Source organism: Duganella sp. CF402, assembly GCF_900109645.1.
Classification (GTDB): domain Bacteria; phylum Pseudomonadota; class Gammaproteobacteria; order Burkholderiales; family Burkholderiaceae_D; genus Rugamonas.
Window position 1 is genome coordinate 352,537 of record NZ_FOBG01000003.1, and the last position, 17,537, is coordinate 370,073.

Sequence of the window (17,537 nt, forward strand, 5' to 3'; positions counted from 1 at the left end):
ATCCAACTTATAAGGGGTTGCTGCACAGCGTAGATACCCCGTAAGGACTGTTGCGGCCCGGCGGGCTGACGGTCTGGGTAGCGTAATCTGTGCCTAATCCCATCAAGTGTACCAGAGAGGTGTAGCTGGACTCCGTGCCGCTGGCCTGGCCGCGTATCGTCAGGTTCACATCGAGCCAGTAGACGCGGTCGCGCGGATAGATCAGCGACACCGTGGCGCGGCCGCTGGCGTCGGTGGTCACGCTCGGCGTGACGGTGACCGGGATGCCCGGATCGAGCACGCCGTTCAGGTTGCCGTCCTCGCCGGCATCGAGGATGCCGTTGTTGTTGACGTCCTCGTTGCTGCAGGCGGTGCGCACCACCGGCTCCCACGGGCCGGTCGGCAAGGTGTAGGCCAGGTAGCCCTTGAAGTACTGGGTCGGCAGCACCGAGGCGGTCAGCTTGACGCCCGACACCGCGTTGCCGGCGGCGTCGGTGACGATCACCGCGTAATCCATCTGGTAGGTCGCGCTGCTCGGCACGCCGACCGTGTTGCCGGTGCCGGCGCTGATGAACAGCGATTTCTGCGCCACCGTCAGCTTGGCCACGGCGCTCGGGCCGGAACCGCCGATCAGCTTGGCCTGGATTTGCACGCCATCCGTCGCGGTAGCCGAGGTGCCGGCGATGAAGCTGGTGGTGGCGACGCCGTCGGCACCGGTGGTGACCACCGCCGGCTGGGTCAGCGAGCCGCCGCTCGGGTCGCTCAGGATGGAGAAGGCCACGGTGGCGTTCTTGACCAGGTTGTTCTGCGCCGTGCCGTCGCGCACGATGGCGCGCAGCGTGGCCTGCTGGCTGGTGCTGCCGGTCGTGTTGACGCCGACGACGGCCGGATCGGCCTGGACCGAAATGGTGGTCAGCGCGGTGACCGGCGCCACGAATTCGAGGTCGGTCTGGGTGGTCTGGCCGCCGGCATTGGCGGTCAGGGTGGCCACGCCAGGGCTGGTGGCGTTGACATAGGCGGTGGCGGCGCCGCCGGACAATGGCAGCGCGCTGCTCAGTACGCTGCTGCAGGAGGCGTTGCTGTAGACCGTGCCGCGCGAGGTGCTGATGGTCACGCTGGCGCCCGGCGCATTGGTCACCGCCACCTGCTGGCAGCCGCCGATGGCGGCCGAGGTTTCCACGTTGCCGCTGCCATCGAGCACTTTCACCGCGAAGGTCGAGGAGTTGATGGCAATCCCGGTCGAGGCGATTTCACCCATCGACTTGACGGTGATGACGTCGGCGCTGCCGCCGCTGGCCGCATAGGTCAGCACCAGCTGGCCGCCGGCATTGGTCACCGCCGAACCGCCGCCCTTGACGGTCAGCGAGTTGGCGTTGGAGCTGAAGGTGACCGGCTTGCCGACCAGCGCATTGCCGGCCGAGTCGACCAGCTTGACGGTCACGTCGGCCGAGGCGCCGGCGTTGATGGTCGGCGCGGCGTTGATGGTCAGCTTGTTGCCGGTGACGTTGACGATGGCCGTCACGGCCGACGCGCCCGGCACGCTGGCGGTGATCTTGATGGCGCGCGAAGTCGGGTCGCCGCCGGTGCCGAGCTTCTCGGTCACGATGCCCTGCGCATTGGTGGTGCGGCTGGTCAGCGTCAGGCTGCCGGAGTCGGATTTCAGGTCCACCACCACATTCGGCATGACGGTGTTGCTGGCGTCGCGCACCAGCGCAGTCACCGTGACCTCATTGCCGGCGGTGCCGGCCGAGGCCAGGGTGCCGGAATCGGTGGTCAGGGTCAGGGTCGGCACCGCGTTCACCACCTGTACCGTGATCGCGGCCGACTTGGCCGAACCGGCGCTGGCGGTAATGGTGATGGTGCGCAGCGAGGAGTCGCCCTTCACGCTGAGTTTTTCCACCACCTGGCCGGCACTGTTGGTGGTGCGGTTGGTGCTGGTGATGGTGCCGGAGCTGGCGCTGAAGCTGACCGTTTCGCCGGCCAGCGCGTTGCCGCCGCTATCCTTGACGATGGCGGTCAACGTCACCTCGGTGCCGTCCAGGCCCGACGAGGCAATGGTAGAGGCGCTGGCCGTCAGGCTGACGCTGGCAGCCTTGGACGGCGCCTGGCCGTTGGCATTGGTGCCGGGCGAACCGCCGCCGCCGCCGCACGCGGATAACAAGCCGGCACAAGCCAGCGCCGTCAGCCATGCAGTGATCTTTTTCATGAAACGCTCTTCCTTGAAGTGAATCGTATAAGTCGAATTAGCGCGTGGTGGACAGGCGGTCGGCCACGATCTTCGGCGTAATGAACACCAGCAGCTCGGTCTTGTCGTTGGTGCGGGTATTGCTGCGGAACAGATAGCCGAGCAACGGCACGTCGCCCAGCAGCGGCACCTTGTCGGTGGTGCTGCGCTCGGTCTGCTGGTAGATGCCGCCCAATACCACGGTGCCGCCGTTGTCGACCATCACCTGGGTCTTGACGTGCTTGGTGTCGATGGCAAAGCCGGAGCGGGTTTCCTGGCCCACGCTGTCCTTGTTGACGTCGACATCGATGACGACGTTGCCGTCGGGCGTGATCTGCGGCGTCACTTCGAGGCGCAGGTTGGCCTTGCGGAACATGATGGAGGTGGCGCCGCTGCTGGTGGCCACCTGGTAAGGCAGCTCGATGCCCTGCTCGATCAGCGCCACCGCCTTGTCGGCGGTGATCACGCGCGGGCTGGAAATGATCTTGCCGGTGCCGTCTTCCTCCAGCGCCGACAGCTCCAGGTTGAGGAAGCGGTTGGCGGCCGAGGAGAACAGGCTGATCGCCAGGTTGCCGGCCTGCGCGCCATTGATGTTGGAGGCCGGCAGGTTGACGAACTGGGTGTTGTTGTAGGTCGAGTCGGTCAGCTTGACCTGGCCGGTCACCTCGCCGATGCCGGTCATATTGCCGGCGATGCCGATGCGGGTATTGCTGTTGCCGAGCTGGTAGCCGGCGTCGCCGCCGCGGATGGTGCGCAGGTCGGTAAAGCCGAGCTTGGCGCCGAGGTTGCGGGTGAAGGTGTCGCTGGCCTCGACGATGCGGGCCTCGATCAGCACCTGCTTGGTGGCGACGTCGGTCTTGGCGATCAGGCGGCGCACGTCTTCCAGCTTGGCGGCGATGTCGGTCACGAACAGCTGGTTGGTGCGCGGCTCGATGATGGCGCTGCCGCGCCGGGACAGGATGCGGTTCTTGCTGTCGCCCTCCAGCCCGAACACGGTCTTGAACGCTTCCGCCTTCTGGTAGTTGAGCTGGAAGATTTCCGATTTCATCGGTTCAAGATCGGCGATCTGGGCCTTCTGCTCCAGCTCCAGTTTTTCCTTGGTCAGCAATTCTTCCTTGGGCGCGATCCAGATCACGCTGCCGTTCTTGCGCATGTCGAGCGCCTTGGCTTGCAGGATCACGTCCAGCGCCTGGTCCCACGGCACTTCCTTCAGGCGCAGTGTCAGGTTGCCGCTGACGCTGTCGCTGGTGATGATGTTGAGGCCGGAGATATCGGCAATCGCCTGCAGCGCCGCGCGCACTTCGACGTTCTGGAAATTGAAGGACAGCTTCTCGCCGCGATAGCCCTGCGAACCTTGCGTGAGCTTGTTCGGGTCTTCCTTGATCGGCTTGACGTCGACCACCAGCTGGGTGTCGCTCTGGTACACGGTCTGTTCCCACAGGCCGCGCGCCTCGATGCTCAGGCGCGTGTTCTCGCCCTGCGGCACGGTCATGATTTGCGCTACCGGGGTGCCGAAGTCGCCGACATCGAGCCGGCGGCGCAGCGTTTCCGGCACGCCGGTCTTGAGGAAGTCGACCACCACGCCGGTCGGGGTCTGGCGCACGTCGACCGCCACCTGGTTGTTGGGCAGGTCGACCACGATGCGGCCTTCGCCATTGGCGCCGCGACGGAAGTCGATGTCGCGCAGCAGTTGTTTGCCGGCCGGCGCCGCCTGTCTGGCGACCGGCAGGCCGGTGGCGTCCACCGCCGTGGCGGCGCCGCCGGAACCGTCGATGGTCAGCACCACGGTCTTGCCGTCGATGGCGGTGGCGTAGTTGAGCGTGCGTTTCAGGTTGAACACCAGGCGCGAGCGGTCGCCGGCCTGCACCACGTTGACGCCGCGCAGGTCGCCCTGGTTGATTTCCAGCGTGTTCTTGCCGGTGGCGTTGACGGTCCCGCCAAAGTCGAGCGCGATGCGCGCCGGGTTGGTGATGGCGAAATTGATCGGCAGCGTGTCCGGCGCGCGCTTGAGCGCGATCTTGACGATGACGTTGGCGCCCTGCTGGTTGGCGCTGATCGATTCGATGGCGTTGGCCGCCGCGGCAGCGGCCGGGGCGGCAGCAGCGTCCGTGGTCTGTGCCTGGGCGACGCAGGCGAATTGCAAGGCCAGCGCCCAAGTGGCGGCGGCCAAGGCGCGCCGGGCCGTGTGATGAGCGATCATTTGGAGTTCTCCTTGCTTTCCTGCAGTTCCAACTTGGACAGGCGTTCGACCCAGTCGCCGGTGGCGTCCTGGACGATTTCCTTGAGGTTGACGGCGGTCTCGTTGATGCTGGTGATACGGCCATAGTTCTGGCCCAGATGCTGGCCCACCACCACCTGGTGCACGGTGCGGTCGACTTGCAGCACGGCGTAGGTCACGCCCTTTTTCTCGATGGTGCCGACCATCTTGATGGTGTCGAGCGGGAAGCTCTCGAGGAATTCCTTGCGGCGCTCGGTGTCGGGCTTGATGCCGTTGCCGCCGCCGGCGGCCGCCATCTTGGCCAGCTCGGCCAGCAGCTTGTTGGGATTGAAGGGTTCGATGTCATCCTTGTGCGCGTAGGCGAACGGGATGAAGGTCTTGGGTTCGGCCAGCGGCGGCACTTGCACCTTGGTCTGCGCGTCGACCTCTTTCATCCAGGTGCGCACCTCCTGCACGTCGCTTTCGCCACAGCCGGCCAGGGAGGCCAGCAGCGGCAGCGCCATCAACCATCGCAAGGTCAGCGTCTTCATGATTTTTTGGCCGCCTTTTTCTTGTCGGCGGCGGCCTTGCGCTGCGCGGCGACTTCTTCCGGATCGAGGTAGCGGAAGGTCTTGGCCACCGCCTCCAGCAGCAGCGTGCCGTCCTTGCCGGTGGACAGCGCCAGGTTGTTGAGCGTGACGATGCGCGGCAGGTTGGCGATGTCGCCGGTGAAGGCGCCGATGTCGTGGTAGCTGCCGGTGATCTTGATGTCGATCGGCAGCTCGGCGTAGTAATCCTTGACCACCACCTGCTGCGGCTTGAACAGCTCGAACTGCAGGCCGCGCCCGGTGCCGGCCTGGTTGATGTCGGTCAGCAGCGCGGCCATCTCGGCCTTGCTCGGCAGCTGCTTCTGCAAGCGGTCCACATACTGGTCGACCTGCGCCTTTTGCGCGCGCAGCGCATCGAGGTTGACCGCCTGCGCGGTCTTGAGCTTGTACTCGTCGCGCAGCTTGTTTTCCTGCGCCAGGCCGGCTTCCTGCTCCTCGAACTGCGCGCTCCAGTAGCCGAAATAGCCGGCCACGCATACCGCCGCCGTCACGCCGATGGCGCACAGCACGCGCGGCGCCAGCGGCCACTGGCCCGGATGGCGGCCGTTGAGGTCACGGAACTGGTCGCTGAACTGCGCGAACAGCACGTTGAGGTTGATATTCGCCTTGGCCATCATTTGCTCCCCGGCGCGGCCGCAGCTGCAGCTTTGCCCTTGGCGCCATCTTCCGGCTTGTCTTTGTCGCGCGGGCGCTTGATGCTGACGTTGAGGTTGAACTCGACCACCTTGCGCGCGCTCTTGCCCTGGCCGAGGCCAGTGGACTTGACTTCGATCAGGTCCGGTTTTTCCAGCCACGGCGATTCGCCGGCCAGGTTGCGCAGCAATTCCGAGACCCGCTCCTGCGACTGGGCGAAGCCATTGACCGCCACTTTCTGGCCGTCCTGCTTGAAGCCTTTCAGGTACACGCCGGGCGGGGTCTGCTTGACCAGTTCATCGAGCAGATACACCGGCTGGTTGCGGTCGCCCTGCAAGTCCTCGACCGCCTGCTGGCGCGCCTTCAGCGCTTCGATTTCCTGCTTCAGCGTGGCGATCTCGGCGATCTTTTTGTCGAGGCCGACAATGGCCGTCTTCAGCACCTGGTTGCGCTGCTCCTGGATCGAGATGGCGCGCGCGTTGTAGCCGCCGACCAGCAGCACGATGCCCACGCCCACCACGCCGCCCAGCGCCAGCATGGCGAAGAAGGCGGCCTTCTTCTGCTTGCGCTTTTCTTCGCGGTGGGGCAGCAGGTTAATCCGTATCATCAGTCGAACCTCCGCAAGGCCAGGCCGCAGGCGACCAGATAGGCGGGCGCGTCAAGGCGCAGCTGCGACTCGCGCACCGACGATCCCAGCTGCATGCCCTTGAACGGCGAAATCACCGCGCTGGAGATGCGCGTGCGGCTGGCCACCAGGTCGAGCAGGCCGGGAATCAGCGCGCAACCGCCGGCCAGGAACAGCTGGTCGACGCGGGTGTAGGGCGTGGAGGTGTAGAAGAACTGGATGGCGCGCGTCACTTCCAGCGCGGCGCTTTCCAGGAAGGGGGTGAGCAATTCGGCGTGGTAGTTGTCGGGCAGGTCGCCGGTCTTCTTGCGCGCTTCGGCTTCGTCGAAGGCCAGGCCGTAGCTGCGCACGATGTCCTGGGTCAGCGCGTTGCCGCCGAACGGCTGCTCGCGCTCGTAGACGGTGACGCCGTCCAGCATCACGGAAATGTGGGTGACCTGGGCGCCGATCTGGAACAGTGCGATGATCTGGCCGGCGCCGGCCTCCGGCAGTTGCGCGGTGATGCGGTCGAGCGCGGCGCGGGCGGCGTAGGATTCGATGTCCATCACGGTGGCCTTGAGGCCGGACGCTTCGGCGATCGCCACCCGGTCCTCGACCTTCTCGCGGCGCGAGGCGGCCAGCATGACTTCGATATCGTCGGCCGAATTGGCGGCCGGGCCGATCACGTCGAAGTCGAGGCTGACCTCGTCGAGCGCGAACGGAATGTACTGGCTGGCTTCGGACTCGACCTGCACTTCCAGCTGGTCTTCCGGCAGCCCGGCCGGCAGGATGATTTTTTTGGTGATCACCGAAGCGGGCGGCATGCCCAGCGCGACGTGCTTGGCGCGCGTGCCGCTTTTCTTCCACACCCGGCGCACCGCTTCCACCACCTGGTCCATGTTCTCGATATTGCCGTCGGTGACAGCATTGCGCGGCAGCGGTTCGGCGGCGTAGCGCTCGAGCCGGTAGTCGGTGGCACCCTTGCCGACTTGCGACAATTCCACCAGCCGCACGGCGGTGGTGCTGATGTCGATGCCCACCAGCGGCGGGTTGCCCTGGCCCAGCAGGGCCTTGATATCGATCATACGAGTCCCCCGGCGTCATGGCTGACGCCCGCCCTGCAGTACATCCGAACATGCGGCCGAACTGTTTGCATAAAAGGAAACTCGTTTGAAAACCAGCGGTTAGGGAGGCAATATCAGCCTGTACATTAAATCGACACTATTTAAGTGTAAAGGTATTTCTACTGTGCACAATTGCCTTTGTGTGAGGGTTTCGCCACACTTATTTTCGGGTCTGTAAGCAACAAAACAACTGAGTTGTTTTGTTGGTCACGCGGAAATATTCCTGCCGTAGGGTACGGTGCGCGGCTCGCTTATAATGGCTCGCACAATTAACCGAAACGATCACACCGCATGGCTTCTTCCGATACCACCCCTCCTTCATCGACGCCGCCCGAGAAAAAACCGGGCAAAGGCTCCCGCTTCCTGTGGCTGGCCGGCCTGTCGGTCGCCGGCCTCGGCCTGACCGGCGTGCTGCTGGTGGTGTTCGGGCTGGCGATGGCCTACCCCAACCTGCCCGAGCTCGACACGCTGACCGACTACCGCCCCAAGATGCCGCTGCGGATCTTCTCCGCCGATAACGTGCTGATCGGCGAGTTCGGCGAAGAGCGCCGCAACCTGGTGCGCATCAAGGACATCCCCGACGTCATGAAGAAAGCGGTGCTGGCGATCGAGGACGACCGCTTCTACGAGCATGGCGGCGTCGACTACATGGGCATCCTGCGCGCGGCCGTGCACAACGCGGTGGGCGGCGGCGGCCGCCAGGGCGCCTCGACCATCACCCAGCAGGTGGCGCGCAACTTCTTCCTGTCGAGCGAACAGACCATCAAGCGCAAGGTCTACGAAATGCTGCTGGCATGGAAGATCGAAAAGAACCTCAGCAAGGACCAGATCCTTGAGGTCTACATGAACCAGATCTACCTGGGCCAGCGCGCTTACGGCTTCTCGTCCGCCGCACAAATCTATTTCGGCAAAAATCTGCGCGACATTAGCATCGCCGAAGCAGCCATGCTGGCCGGCCTGCCGAAAGCACCGTCGGCCTACAACCCGGTGGTCAATCCGAAGCGCGCGCGGACCCGCCAGCAGTACATCCTGCAACGCATGCATGACCTCGGCTACATCAGCGACAAGCAATTTGAAACCGCCAAGGCGGAAGAGCTGAAAGTGAAGACCGACAGCAGCGAATTCGGCGTGCACGCCGAGTACGTGGCCGAGCTGGCGCGCCAGCTGGTGTACGAGCAGTTCAAGGAAGACACCTACACCCGTGGCCTGAACGTGTTCACCACCATCACCAAGGCCGACCAGGACGCCGCCTACCTGGCGCTGCGCAAGGGCGTGATGGATTACGAGCGCCGCCACGCCTATCGCGGCCCGGAAGCCTACATCGACATCCCGGCCAACAAGGAAGACGCCGACGACGCCATCGAGACCGTGCTGGCCGAGCATCCGGACAACGACGACATCATCGCCGCCGTGGTGCTGCAAGCGACGCCGCAGCTGATTACGGCGGTGACCGCCTCCGGCGAGGAAATCAAGATTTCCGGCCCCGGCCTGGAGATGGGCCGCTCGTGGCTGTCGGACAAGAACCCGCCGAACAAGCGCATCCGTCGCGGCGCGGTGATCCGCGTGCTGCAAGAAGGCAAGGACTGGGAAGTGGCGCAGATGCCGGAAATCGAATCGGCGTTTGTGGCGGCCAGCACCACCGACGGCGCGATCAAGGCGATGGTCGGCGGCTTCGACTACAACCGCAACAAGTTCAACCACGTGACCCAGGCGTGGCGCCAGCCGGGCTCGTCGTTCAAGCCCTTCATCTATTCGGCCTCGCTGGAACGCGGCCTGTCGCCGGCCACCGTCATCAATGACGCGCCGATCTCGTTCGACGCCGGCCAGACCGGCGGCCAGGCGTGGGAGCCGAAGAACTACGACGGCAAGTACGAAGGCCCGATGACCATGCGCAAAGGCCTGACCAAGTCCAAGAACATGATCTCGATCCGCATCCTGCACCGCATCGGCGCCAAGTACGGGCAGGAATACGCGAGCCGCTTCGGCTTTGACGCCGACAAGAATCCGCCCTACCTGACGCTGGCACTGGGCGCAGGCAACGTCACACCGCTGCAGATGGCCGGCGCCTACGCGGTGTTTGCCAACGGCGGCTACAAGGTCAGCCCTTACCTGATCGCCAAGGTCACCGACGCCGACGGCAAGATCTTGTCGCAAGCCCATCCGGACGTGGCGGGCGACGAGAAAAACCGCGTGATCGACGAGCGCAACGCCTTCCTGATGGATTCCATGCTGAAGGACGTGGTGCGCTTCGGCACGGCGACCAAGGCGCTGTCGCTGCACCGTCCCGACATCGCCGGCAAGACCGGCACCACCAACGACTCGATCGATGCGTGGTTTGCCGGCTACCAGGCCAAGCTGGTGGGGATTGCGTGGATCGGCTACGACCAGCCGAAGAATCTGGGGAATAAAGAAACCGGCGGCGGCCTGGCGCTGCCGATCTGGATCGGCTACATGCAGAAGGCGCTGAAGAACATCCCGATCGAGGAACGCGCGGTGCCGGAAGGCGTGATGCTGGTGGGGGATGAGTACTACTATGCCGAGAATCCGCCGGGCGCGGGGATCAACAACCTTGACGCGCCAGGGCACGGCACCCCGGCCGAGGAAAAGGCCAAGGACGCCGTGAAGAACGAGCTGTTCTAAGGCTATGCAGGCTTGAGCACGACTGGCGCGCCGCCCTGGGCCGAGACCATCTCGGACAGGGAGGCGTACAGTTCGGTGTTGTCGCGGCTGTTGATCCACTGGCCGTCGACCTGCTTGTAGTGGTAGCCGCCCGAGCGCGAGGCGACCCACAGCTCCTTCATCGCGGCCTGGCTGTTGACGATGATCTTGCTGCCGTTGTCGATAAACTCGATTTCCAGCACATTGCCACTGCGGCTGCACTCGACATCGACCACATCCTCATCGTTCAAACGGTCCAGCGCTGCCTCGATGGCATCGAGAGCGGCTTCCGCCTGCGCCAGGAATTCTGATTCGCCCATGCTACACTCCGTATCTGATCTCAAATAAACCGTGATTTTATCGTGAAGTCCCTATTCCGTTTAATTATCCTGAGCGCATTGCTGAGCGGCTGCGGCCAACCCGGCCCGCTGTACCTGCCCAAGCCACCAGCGGCCAAGCCTGCCAAGAGCGGCAACGCCCCTGCACCGACTTCTGAACCCGCCGCCCCTCAACAATAAAGATCCATGTCCCAATTTTCGTATAAAGACGGCGTATTGCACGCCGAAGGCGCCTCGCTGAGCGCCATCGCTGAACAATTCGGCACCCCGACCTACGTCTACTCCAAGGCGGCGCTGCTGGCCAATTTCGCCTCCTACGCCGACGCCTGCAAGGGCCGCGACGCGCTGGTGTGCTACGCCATGAAGGCCAACTCGAACCTGGCTATTTTGGATTTGCTGGCGCGTCAGGGCGCCGGTTTCGACATCGTCTCCGGCGGCGAGCTGCTGCGCGTGCTGGCGGCCGGCGGCGATCCGCGCAAAGTCATCTTCTCCGGCGTCGGCAAGAGCGTGGAAGAAATGCGCCTGGCGCTGTCGCACGACATCCTGTGCTTCAACGTCGAGTCGATCCCGGAGCTGCACCGCCTGAACGAAGTGGCCGGTTCGATGGGCAAGAAAGCCAGCATCTCGCTGCGCGTGAACCCGAATGTGGACGCCAAGACCCACCCGTACATTGCGACGGGCCTGAAAGCCAACAAATTCGGCGTGGCGTTTGACGACGCGCTGGACACCTACCGCACGGCGGCCAAGCTGCCGCACCTGGAAGTGTCGGGCATCGACTGCCACATCGGCTCGCAGCTGCTGGACGACGCGCCGCTGCTGGAAGCGCTGGACCGCCTGATCGAGCTGATCGACCAGCTCGGCGCGGAAGGCATCGAACTGCACCATCTGGACATCGGCGGCGGCATCGGCATTGACTATCGTGAAGAAGGCGAAGCGGCGCCAGTACCGGTGGGCGACTACCTGGGCCGCCTGTTCGCCAGGATCGACGCCTGGCGCGCGGCGCGCCACAACGGCAAAGGCATCAAAGTCATCTTCGAGCCGGGCCGTTCGATCGTGGGCGACACCGGCGTGCTGCTGACCAAGGTCGAATTCCTCAAGCACGGCGAAGAGAAAAACTTCTGCATCGTTGACGCGGCGATGAACGACATGGCGCGCCCGGCGCTGTACCAGGCGTGGATGGACATGCAGCCGGTAGTGCAAGGCGGCGCTGCTGCTGCCATGTACGACGTAGTCGGTCCAATTTGCGAATCCGGCGACTGGCTGGCGCGCGACCGCACGCTGGCGGTAGAAGCCGGCGACCTGCTGGTGATGCACACCGCCGGCGCCTACGGCATGACGATGGCGTCCAACTACAACACCCGTGGCCGCGCCGCCGAAGTGATCGTCGACGGCGCCGTACCGCACCTGGTACGCAAACGCGAAAACCCAGCCGACCTGTACGCGCTGGAATCGGTCATCAAGTAAGTCCTTCCGCCGCCAGCCTCAGCGCTGGCGGCTTGCCCACCACACACGCATCAGCAACAACACCCCGAGTATCGTGCCGAAGATGATCGGCTGGGTGAAGTTGTGCTTGCCCGCTTTCATCCACCAGAAGTGCAGGATGGCCAGCGGCGCGATGACGTACACCAGCCGGTGCAGCCATTGCCAGCGCTTGCCGCCCAGGCGCTTGATCATGCCGTTGGTGCTGGTCAGTGCCAGCGGGATCAGCAGCACGAAGGCGGTGAAGCCGACGGTGATGAACGGCCGCTTCAACACGTCTTTCCACATTTCCTGCAGGTCGAAGAAATGGTCGAACCACAGGAAGGTCATGAAGTGCAGGAAGCCGTAGAAGAACACGTACAAGCCCAGCATGCGGCGCAGCTTGATCAACCAGTTCGCACCGCTCAACCGCCGCAACGGCGTCACCGCCAGCACCATGCACAGGAAGTACAAGGTCCAGTCGCCGGTGCTGCGCGTAATGAATTCCAGCGGATCAACCAGTTGCCCGGTCAAGGTCAGGTAGACCATGCGCAGCAAGGGCGCCAGCGCCAGCACGAATACGGCGCCCTTGATCCAGCTGATTTGCTTGGTGGTCGGCATCAGTAGAATTTTTTCAGGTCCATGCCGGCGTACAGCGGCGCCACATCGGCATAGCCGTTGAACATCAGGGTCTTGCGCTTGCGTGCGAGGAAGCCGTCTTCGCCGATGCGGCGCTCGGACGCTTGCGACCAGCGCGGGTGGTCCACGTCCGGATTCACATTTGAGTAGAAGCCGTATTCGTTCGGCGCCGACAAGTTCCACGAGGTGCGCGGCTGGTCTTTCACGAAGCGAATCTTGACGATCGACTTGGCCGATTTGAAGCCGTACTTCCACGGCAGCACCATGCGCACCGGCGCGCCGTTCTGGTTCGGCAGCACTTCGCCGTACATGCCAAAGGTCAGCAGCGCCAGCGGGTGGTTGGCTTCGTCGATGCGCAAGCCTTCGGTGTACGGCCATTGCAGCACGCGGCTGCCCACGCCCGGCATTTGCTTCTTGTCGGCCAGGGTGACGAATTCCACGTACTTGGCGTTGCCGGTAGGCTCGACCTTCTTGATGATTTCGGAGAACGAGTAGCCGATCCACGGAATCACCATCGACCAGCCTTCCACGCAGCGCAGGCGGTAGACGCGCTCTTCCAGTGGCGCCAGCTTGAGCAGCGCGTCGAGGTCGAGCGTCATGGGCTTCTTGACTTCGCCTTCGATCGCCACGGTCCACGGCCGCGTTTTCAGCGTGCCCGCGTACATGGCCGGCTCGCTCTTGTCGGTGCCGAATTCGTAGAAGTTGTTGTAGGTGGTGGCGTCCTTGAACGCGGTCTGCTTGTCCATCGCCGAGTAGGCGGGATTCAGTTTGGCGGCCAGCTTGGCGCCGTTCTGCGCAAACGCCTCGTGCATGCCACCCAGCGCGGCAGCGCCGACGGCGATTTGCTTCATGAAGCTGCGGCGCGATTCGTACAGCTCGCGCGGCGTGATTTCAGAAGAAAACGGCAGTTCGATACCGTTGGGACTACGCTTGATCAGCATGATGGCTCCGGCAAATTGATGTAGGGCTCAACCTTACACCAATCCGCCGCAGCAAATCTTAAACTTCCGTTTACAACTTGCCGTAGGAGTGCAGGCCGGACAGGAACATGTTCACGCCCAGGAAGGCGAAGGTGGTCACCAGCAGGCCCACCAGCGCCCACCACGCCGCCGGACGGCCGCGCAGGCCGTTCATCAGGCGCATGTGCAGCCAGGCCGCGTAGTTGAGCCAGACGATCAGCGCCCAGGTTTCTTTCGGATCCCACGACCAGTAGCCGCCCCACGCTTCCGCCGCCCACAGCGCGCCCAGGATGGTCGCAATCGTAAAGAACGCGAAGCCGGCCGAGATGGCTTTGTACATCACGTCATCCAGCACTTCTTCCGACGGCAGGCGGTCTTTCAGGTAGCCCGAGGTTTTCAGCAGGTAGGCCGAGGCCACCATCGCGGCCAGCGCGAAGTTGCCGTAGCCGATGAAGTTGGCCGGCACGTGGATTTTCATCCACCAGCTTTGCAGCGCCGGCAGCAGCGGCTGGATGTCGGCGGCGTTGCGCGAGGTGGTGTACCACATCAGGAAGCCGATCGCGGCCGAGATCACCAGCAGCACGAACGGGCCCATCTGGCGGGTGCTGTAGCGCTGCTCGAAGTACAGGTAGAACATCGCGGTGATCAGCGAGAACAGGATGAACACTTCGTACAGGTTGGATACCGGGATGTGGCCGACGTCGGCGCCGATCAGGTAGGACTCGAACCAGCGCACCATCATCGCGGTCCAGCCCAGCACCACGGCGGCCCAGCACAGCTTGGAGCCGATGCTCGATGCCGCGCCCGAACGGCCGGCGAAGCCGATCCAGTAGAACACGGTGGAGATCACAAACATCACGCTCATCCACAGCACCGCCGATTGGCTCGACAGCATCATGCGCAGCCAGAATTTCTTGCTGCCGTTGTCGAGCTGGCCGGCGTACATGAAGATCGCCCACAGCGACAGCAGCGCCACCAGCGGCATCACCCAGCGTACCGGTTTCCAGTGCCAGCCCAGCGCGGCGAAGGTCGGCACGGCGGCGACCAGGATCGCTTGCTCGTAGACGTCCATGAAGTGGCCGTAGCGGTTCAGCGCAAACACGGCGCCCGCCAGCAGCGCCAGTGCAAACAGCCAGTCGATCACGTTGAGGCGCTTGAAGTAGCCGGGCGCCTGCTGGTAGGTTTGCTGGGATTGGGTCAGTTCCATCGTCATCTCCGACTTATGCCGCTTGTGGCAGCTTTTGCTTCAGTGTTTCAAATTCGCGTTCAAAGTCCAGCGTCTTGCGCTGGGTGCTCATGGCCATCAGCGCTGAGGCTCCGTCGCTGTCGTCCTTGATCCAGATCCACAGGCGGCGCTCGCGGATGTAGAACATGGCGAATACGCCCAGCACCAGGAACAGGCAGCCAAGATACACCACATTCTTGCCCGGTGAGCGCGTCACCTGAAACACCGAGGCCTGCACGTGGGTGAAGTCGTCCAGCTGCAGGTAGACCGGCGCGCCGTAGAAGAAGGCGTCCGACAGCGCGTTGGTAGCCAGTTGCAGGAAGCGGGCGTGGTTTTCATCCTCGCTGACCGGCGGCAGGCCGTCCTTGGCGCGGGCGATTTGCCACAGGTCCCACAGGCTGGCGTTCAGGATGCGCATGAAGACGTCGGCGTTTTTCTTCTGCACGTCTTCCGGCATTTTTTCCAGGAACTGGGCCAGCGCGGCAAAGCCGGCGCTCTTGTCGTCGCCGGCGAAAATCGTCAGGCCCTTGTCGGCGGCGGCTTGCAGTTGCGGGCGCAAGGCTTCGCTGGACGACGCTTTCGGCATGGCGCGTTCGGCATAGCGCTTGGCGGCGGCGGCGCGCAGTTCCGGATCCTGCAGGGCAGCGCGCAGGCGCATCCATTCGGTCACGCTGTGGCCGTCGTCGGCCGGGATGCGCAGGTAACTGAAGTTGTCCGATGGATTGGCGCGCATGCCGGCCAGGAACACGGTGGCGCCGTCGATGGTCACCGGCTGCATGTAGTTCTGGTATTCGCGCGCCTGGCCGGTCTTGTCGCGCAGCTTGTAGCTAACGCTCGGGCCGACGTTTTTCAGGTTCTTGTTGTTGGCGTTCTTGCCGGCCGAGCCCATGTGCTCGCCCAGTTCTTCCTGCAAGCTCTTGCCCTTCTTCACCGCGCGCGGATCATCGGTCGGAGCGACGTTTTCCACGTTGAACGGGCGGAAGCCGGACCACTCGACGGTGTAGGCGTCGCCTTGGCCAAGCGGCGTGGTCGCGCCCACTTCACCGGCGATCTCGAAGCGCTTGCTGTCGTTGCCGGCCATCGGGTAGCCGGTGAGCTTGAGCTTGCTGCCGCCGTCTTCAAAGCTGGACTGGTAGATGGCCACGCCCTTGAAGATCAGCGGCTTGTTGACCTCGATGGTGGCCTTGGCGATTTCGCCGGTCTGGTTGTCGCGCACTTCCACATCGCTGGCAAACAGCTTGGGCATGCCGGTGCTGTAGAAGTCGATGGTGAATTTTTTCAGGTTGATGGTGAACGGCAGCTCCTGGATCAGCACGCCGTCCGGACGGTTCAGGATGGCGGTGTTGCTGGTCTGCCCTTCCGGGATCATGGTATTGCCACGGAAGGTGGGATTGCCGGTGCTGAGGCGGCTCTGCTCAGGTATTTGGGAGATCAGGCCGCTGCCAGTGAACGGCGTCTTGCCGAAGAACCATTCCTGCAGGCGGATCGGCACGTCCGAATCCAGCAGCCCGCCGAGGCAGATCACCACGATGGCGCTGTGCGCGAAGATATAGCCGAACTTGTTGGCCGCGCCCTGCTTGGCGGCCACCAGCGTGCCGTTGTCTTTCTCGACCAGCTTGACTTTGTAGCCGGCGTCGGCCAGCCGCGCCGCGCTCTGCTGCGCCAGCGCCGCACGGGACAGCGGCGCCCGCCACTGCATCTTGTGGTGGAAGTTGAGCAGCGAGTTCTCGCGCACATTTTCACGCCAACTGCGCATATCACTCAGCATCTTGGGCGCATTGCGCACGATGCACAGCGTGGTCGAGGTCACCAGCGCGCCCATCAGCAGCAGGAACCACCAGGCCGAGTACACGGCATAAAGCCCGATCTTGCGGAACACTTCAAACCAGAAGGGGCCAAATTGGTTGATGTAGTTGGAAGTGGCCTCGCCCTGCTTCATCACGGTGCCGATGACGGCGGCAATCGCAATCATCGCCAGCAGGGCGATAGCGAAACGCATGGAGGAAATCAGTTCAACGATTTCAGCGACGAGGGGACGGCGGGTTTTCAGCTGGATGCCGGTGGTGCTGGGGCTACTCATGCGGACTCAGATTCTGTAAAAAAGCAAGCATACCAACAAAAAGGGCAGCATGCTCACGCTGCCGCCCTCTTCTTTTTGACTGCTGATGTGCTTATTTCAGGCCTGCCACGTAGTCGGCGACGGCCTTCATTTCCTCGTCGGACATGCGCTTGGCGATAGTCGCCATTTCAACACTCTTGCGGGTGCCGGCCTTGAACAGGCCCAACTGCGCTACCGTATAGTCCTGGTGCTGGCCCGACAGGCGTGGATACTGCACCGGGATGCCGGCGCCCGAGGCGCCATGACAGCTGGCACAGGCCGGTACATTTTTCTCGGCGATGCCGCCGCGATAAATCTTCTTGCCCAGCTCGATGGTGTCCTTGTTCTTGGCCGCACCCGGTTTTTGCGACTGGGTGACCAGCCAGGCCGCCACATTGTGCTTTTCCTCATCGGTCAGCATCTTGGCGTAGGTGGTCATCACCGGCTGGTTGCGGTCGGCGGTGGTGAAGTTCACCAGCTGCTTGTACAAATAGCCTTCATGCTGGCCGGCCAACTTGGGATTGACCGAGATGGTGGAGTTACCGCCGGCGCCGTGGCAGGATACGCAGGCCGGCAAACCACGGGCGTTGTCGCCGTCGGTGTACAGGGAGGCGCCTTTGGCCGGGTCAATCTTGGGAGCAGCAGGAGCGGACTTGTGTTCGTCAGCGGAAGCAGTGGCCGAAACGGCCAGCATTGCGACGAGCAGGGATTTTACAAACGGTGAAAACACACTATTCATTAAAGCACCCTAGTAGGAGTCTAAAAAGTTATGCACCAAAGTGACCCGCTGCAG

At 63.5% G+C, this 17,537-nt stretch carries 15 protein-coding genes; 3 read left to right on the forward strand and 12 right to left on the reverse strand.

The features are described 5' to 3' along the window. Positions 1-7 precede the first annotated feature (7 nt). Genes BMZ70_RS23610 through BMZ70_RS23635 form a run of 6 tightly spaced genes read right to left on the reverse strand, consistent with a single transcriptional unit; the run spans position 8 to position 7,330 of the window. Positions 8-2,185: a beta strand repeat-containing protein gene (locus BMZ70_RS23610; protein WP_092280100.1), complete on the reverse strand. Its 2,178-nt coding sequence runs from the start codon at positions 2,183-2,185 to the stop codon at positions 8-10. 37 nt (positions 2,186-2,222) lie between these two features. Next, positions 2,223-4,403: a type IV pilus secretin PilQ gene (pilQ, locus tag BMZ70_RS23615; protein WP_092280102.1), complete on the reverse strand. Its 2,181-nt coding sequence runs from the start codon at positions 4,401-4,403 to the stop codon at positions 2,223-2,225. Continuing rightward, the gene (locus BMZ70_RS23620; protein WP_092280104.1) at positions 4,400-4,951 is read right to left on the reverse strand and encodes a pilus assembly protein PilP; all 552 of its coding nucleotides are present in this window, start codon (positions 4,949-4,951) and stop codon (positions 4,400-4,402) included. The genes pilQ and BMZ70_RS23620 overlap by 4 nt, the downstream gene beginning before the upstream one ends. Beyond that, complete coding sequence (locus tag BMZ70_RS23625) at positions 4,948-5,625, reverse strand: type IV pilus inner membrane component PilO (protein ID WP_229205569.1); 678 nt, start codon at positions 5,623-5,625, stop codon at positions 4,948-4,950. Before BMZ70_RS23625 ends, BMZ70_RS23620 begins: the two co-directional genes overlap by 4 nt. Next, entirely contained in the window at positions 5,622-6,248 is a 627-nt protein-coding gene (locus tag BMZ70_RS23630; protein ID WP_092280108.1) for a PilN domain-containing protein, read from the reverse strand. The genes BMZ70_RS23625 and BMZ70_RS23630 overlap by 4 nt, the downstream gene beginning before the upstream one ends. Beyond that, positions 6,248-7,330, reverse strand: a complete 1,083-nt coding sequence (locus BMZ70_RS23635; protein WP_092280110.1) for a pilus assembly protein PilM — start codon at positions 7,328-7,330, stop codon at positions 6,248-6,250. Before BMZ70_RS23635 ends, BMZ70_RS23630 begins: the two co-directional genes overlap by 1 nt. A 330-nt stretch (positions 7,331-7,660) precedes the next feature. Here BMZ70_RS23635 and BMZ70_RS23640 point away from each other — a divergent pair, with 330 nt between their 5' ends. Beyond that, complete coding sequence (locus BMZ70_RS23640; protein ID WP_092280112.1) at positions 7,661-10,009, forward strand: penicillin-binding protein 1A; 2,349 nt, start codon at positions 7,661-7,663, stop codon at positions 10,007-10,009. A 2-nt stretch (positions 10,010-10,011) separates the two neighbouring features. On the opposite strand, the gene cyaY is transcribed toward BMZ70_RS23640, so the two are convergent. Next, positions 10,012-10,347 carry an iron donor protein CyaY gene (gene cyaY / locus BMZ70_RS23645; protein ID WP_092280114.1) on the reverse strand — a complete coding sequence of 112 codons (336 nt, stop codon included), beginning with the start codon at positions 10,345-10,347 and terminating at the stop codon, positions 10,012-10,014. Positions 10,348-10,389: 42 nt separating this feature from the next. Here cyaY and BMZ70_RS28485 point away from each other — a divergent pair, with 42 nt between their 5' ends. Further along, a complete protein-coding gene (locus BMZ70_RS28485) occupies positions 10,390-10,545 on the forward strand; it encodes an LPS translocon maturation chaperone LptM (protein ID WP_165403584.1) in 156 nt (51 codons plus the stop codon). A 6-nt stretch (positions 10,546-10,551) separates the two neighbouring features. Continuing rightward, positions 10,552-11,829, forward strand: a complete 1,278-nt coding sequence (gene lysA / locus BMZ70_RS23650) for a diaminopimelate decarboxylase (protein WP_092280116.1) — start codon at positions 10,552-10,554, stop codon at positions 11,827-11,829. 18 nt (positions 11,830-11,847) lie between these two features. On the opposite strand, the gene BMZ70_RS23655 is transcribed toward lysA, so the two are convergent. The 5 genes from BMZ70_RS23655 to BMZ70_RS23675 all read right to left on the reverse strand — a co-directional run bounded on the left by BMZ70_RS23655 (position 11,848) and on the right by BMZ70_RS23675 (position 17,483). Next, positions 11,848-12,444, reverse strand: coding sequence for a protein-methionine-sulfoxide reductase heme-binding subunit MsrQ (locus BMZ70_RS23655; RefSeq protein WP_092280118.1), 597 nt, complete (start codon positions 12,442-12,444; stop codon positions 11,848-11,850). Further along, a complete protein-coding gene (gene msrP / locus BMZ70_RS23660) occupies positions 12,444-13,403 on the reverse strand; it encodes a protein-methionine-sulfoxide reductase catalytic subunit MsrP (protein ID WP_092280120.1) in 960 nt (319 codons plus the stop codon). Before msrP ends, BMZ70_RS23655 begins: the two co-directional genes overlap by 1 nt. A 70-nt stretch (positions 13,404-13,473) precedes the next feature. Continuing rightward, positions 13,474-14,628: a c-type cytochrome biogenesis protein CcsB gene (gene ccsB, locus BMZ70_RS23665; protein WP_092280122.1), complete on the reverse strand. Its 1,155-nt coding sequence runs from the start codon at positions 14,626-14,628 to the stop codon at positions 13,474-13,476. 13 nt (positions 14,629-14,641) lie between these two features. Then, the gene (locus BMZ70_RS23670; protein ID WP_092280124.1) at positions 14,642-16,726 is read right to left on the reverse strand and encodes a cytochrome c biogenesis protein ResB; all 2,085 of its coding nucleotides are present in this window, start codon (positions 16,724-16,726) and stop codon (positions 14,642-14,644) included. Between the two features lie 91 nt (positions 16,727-16,817). Further along, on the reverse strand, positions 16,818-17,483 hold the full coding sequence (locus BMZ70_RS23675; RefSeq protein WP_092280126.1) for a c-type cytochrome: 666 nt from the start codon (positions 17,481-17,483) through the stop codon (positions 16,818-16,820). Positions 17,484-17,537: the final 54 nt, after the last annotated feature.

Bases quoted from the DNA above. Each gene is read 5' to 3' on its own strand.
- BMZ70_RS23610 (WP_092280100.1), bottom strand. From the start codon at position 2,185: ATGAAAAAGATCACTGCATGGCTGACGGCGCTGGCTTGTGCCGGCTTG.
- pilQ (WP_092280102.1), bottom strand. From the start codon at position 4,403: ATGATCGCTCATCACACGGCCCGGCGCGCCTTGGCCGCCGCCACTTGG.
- BMZ70_RS23620 (WP_092280104.1), bottom strand. From the start codon at position 4,951: ATGAAGACGCTGACCTTGCGATGGTTGATGGCGCTGCCGCTGCTGGCC.
- BMZ70_RS23625 (WP_229205569.1), bottom strand. From the start codon at position 5,625: ATGATGGCCAAGGCGAATATCAACCTCAACGTGCTGTTCGCGCAGTTC.
- BMZ70_RS23630 (WP_092280108.1), bottom strand. From the start codon at position 6,248: ATGATACGGATTAACCTGCTGCCCCACCGCGAAGAAAAGCGCAAGCAG.
- BMZ70_RS23635 (WP_092280110.1), bottom strand. From the start codon at position 7,330: ATGATCGATATCAAGGCCCTGCTGGGCCAGGGCAACCCGCCGCTGGTG.
- BMZ70_RS23640 (WP_092280112.1), top strand. From the start codon at position 7,661: ATGGCTTCTTCCGATACCACCCCTCCTTCATCGACGCCGCCCGAGAAA.
- cyaY (WP_092280114.1), bottom strand. From the start codon at position 10,347: ATGGGCGAATCAGAATTCCTGGCGCAGGCGGAAGCCGCTCTCGATGCC.
- lysA (WP_092280116.1), top strand. From the start codon at position 10,552: ATGTCCCAATTTTCGTATAAAGACGGCGTATTGCACGCCGAAGGCGCC.
- BMZ70_RS23655 (WP_092280118.1), bottom strand. From the start codon at position 12,444: ATGCCGACCACCAAGCAAATCAGCTGGATCAAGGGCGCCGTATTCGTG.
- msrP (WP_092280120.1), bottom strand. From the start codon at position 13,403: ATGCTGATCAAGCGTAGTCCCAACGGTATCGAACTGCCGTTTTCTTCT.
- ccsB (WP_092280122.1), bottom strand. From the start codon at position 14,628: ATGGAACTGACCCAATCCCAGCAAACCTACCAGCAGGCGCCCGGCTAC.
- BMZ70_RS23670 (WP_092280124.1), bottom strand. From the start codon at position 16,726: ATGAGTAGCCCCAGCACCACCGGCATCCAGCTGAAAACCCGCCGTCCC.
- BMZ70_RS23675 (WP_092280126.1), bottom strand. From the start codon at position 17,483: ATGAATAGTGTGTTTTCACCGTTTGTAAAATCCCTGCTCGTCGCAATG.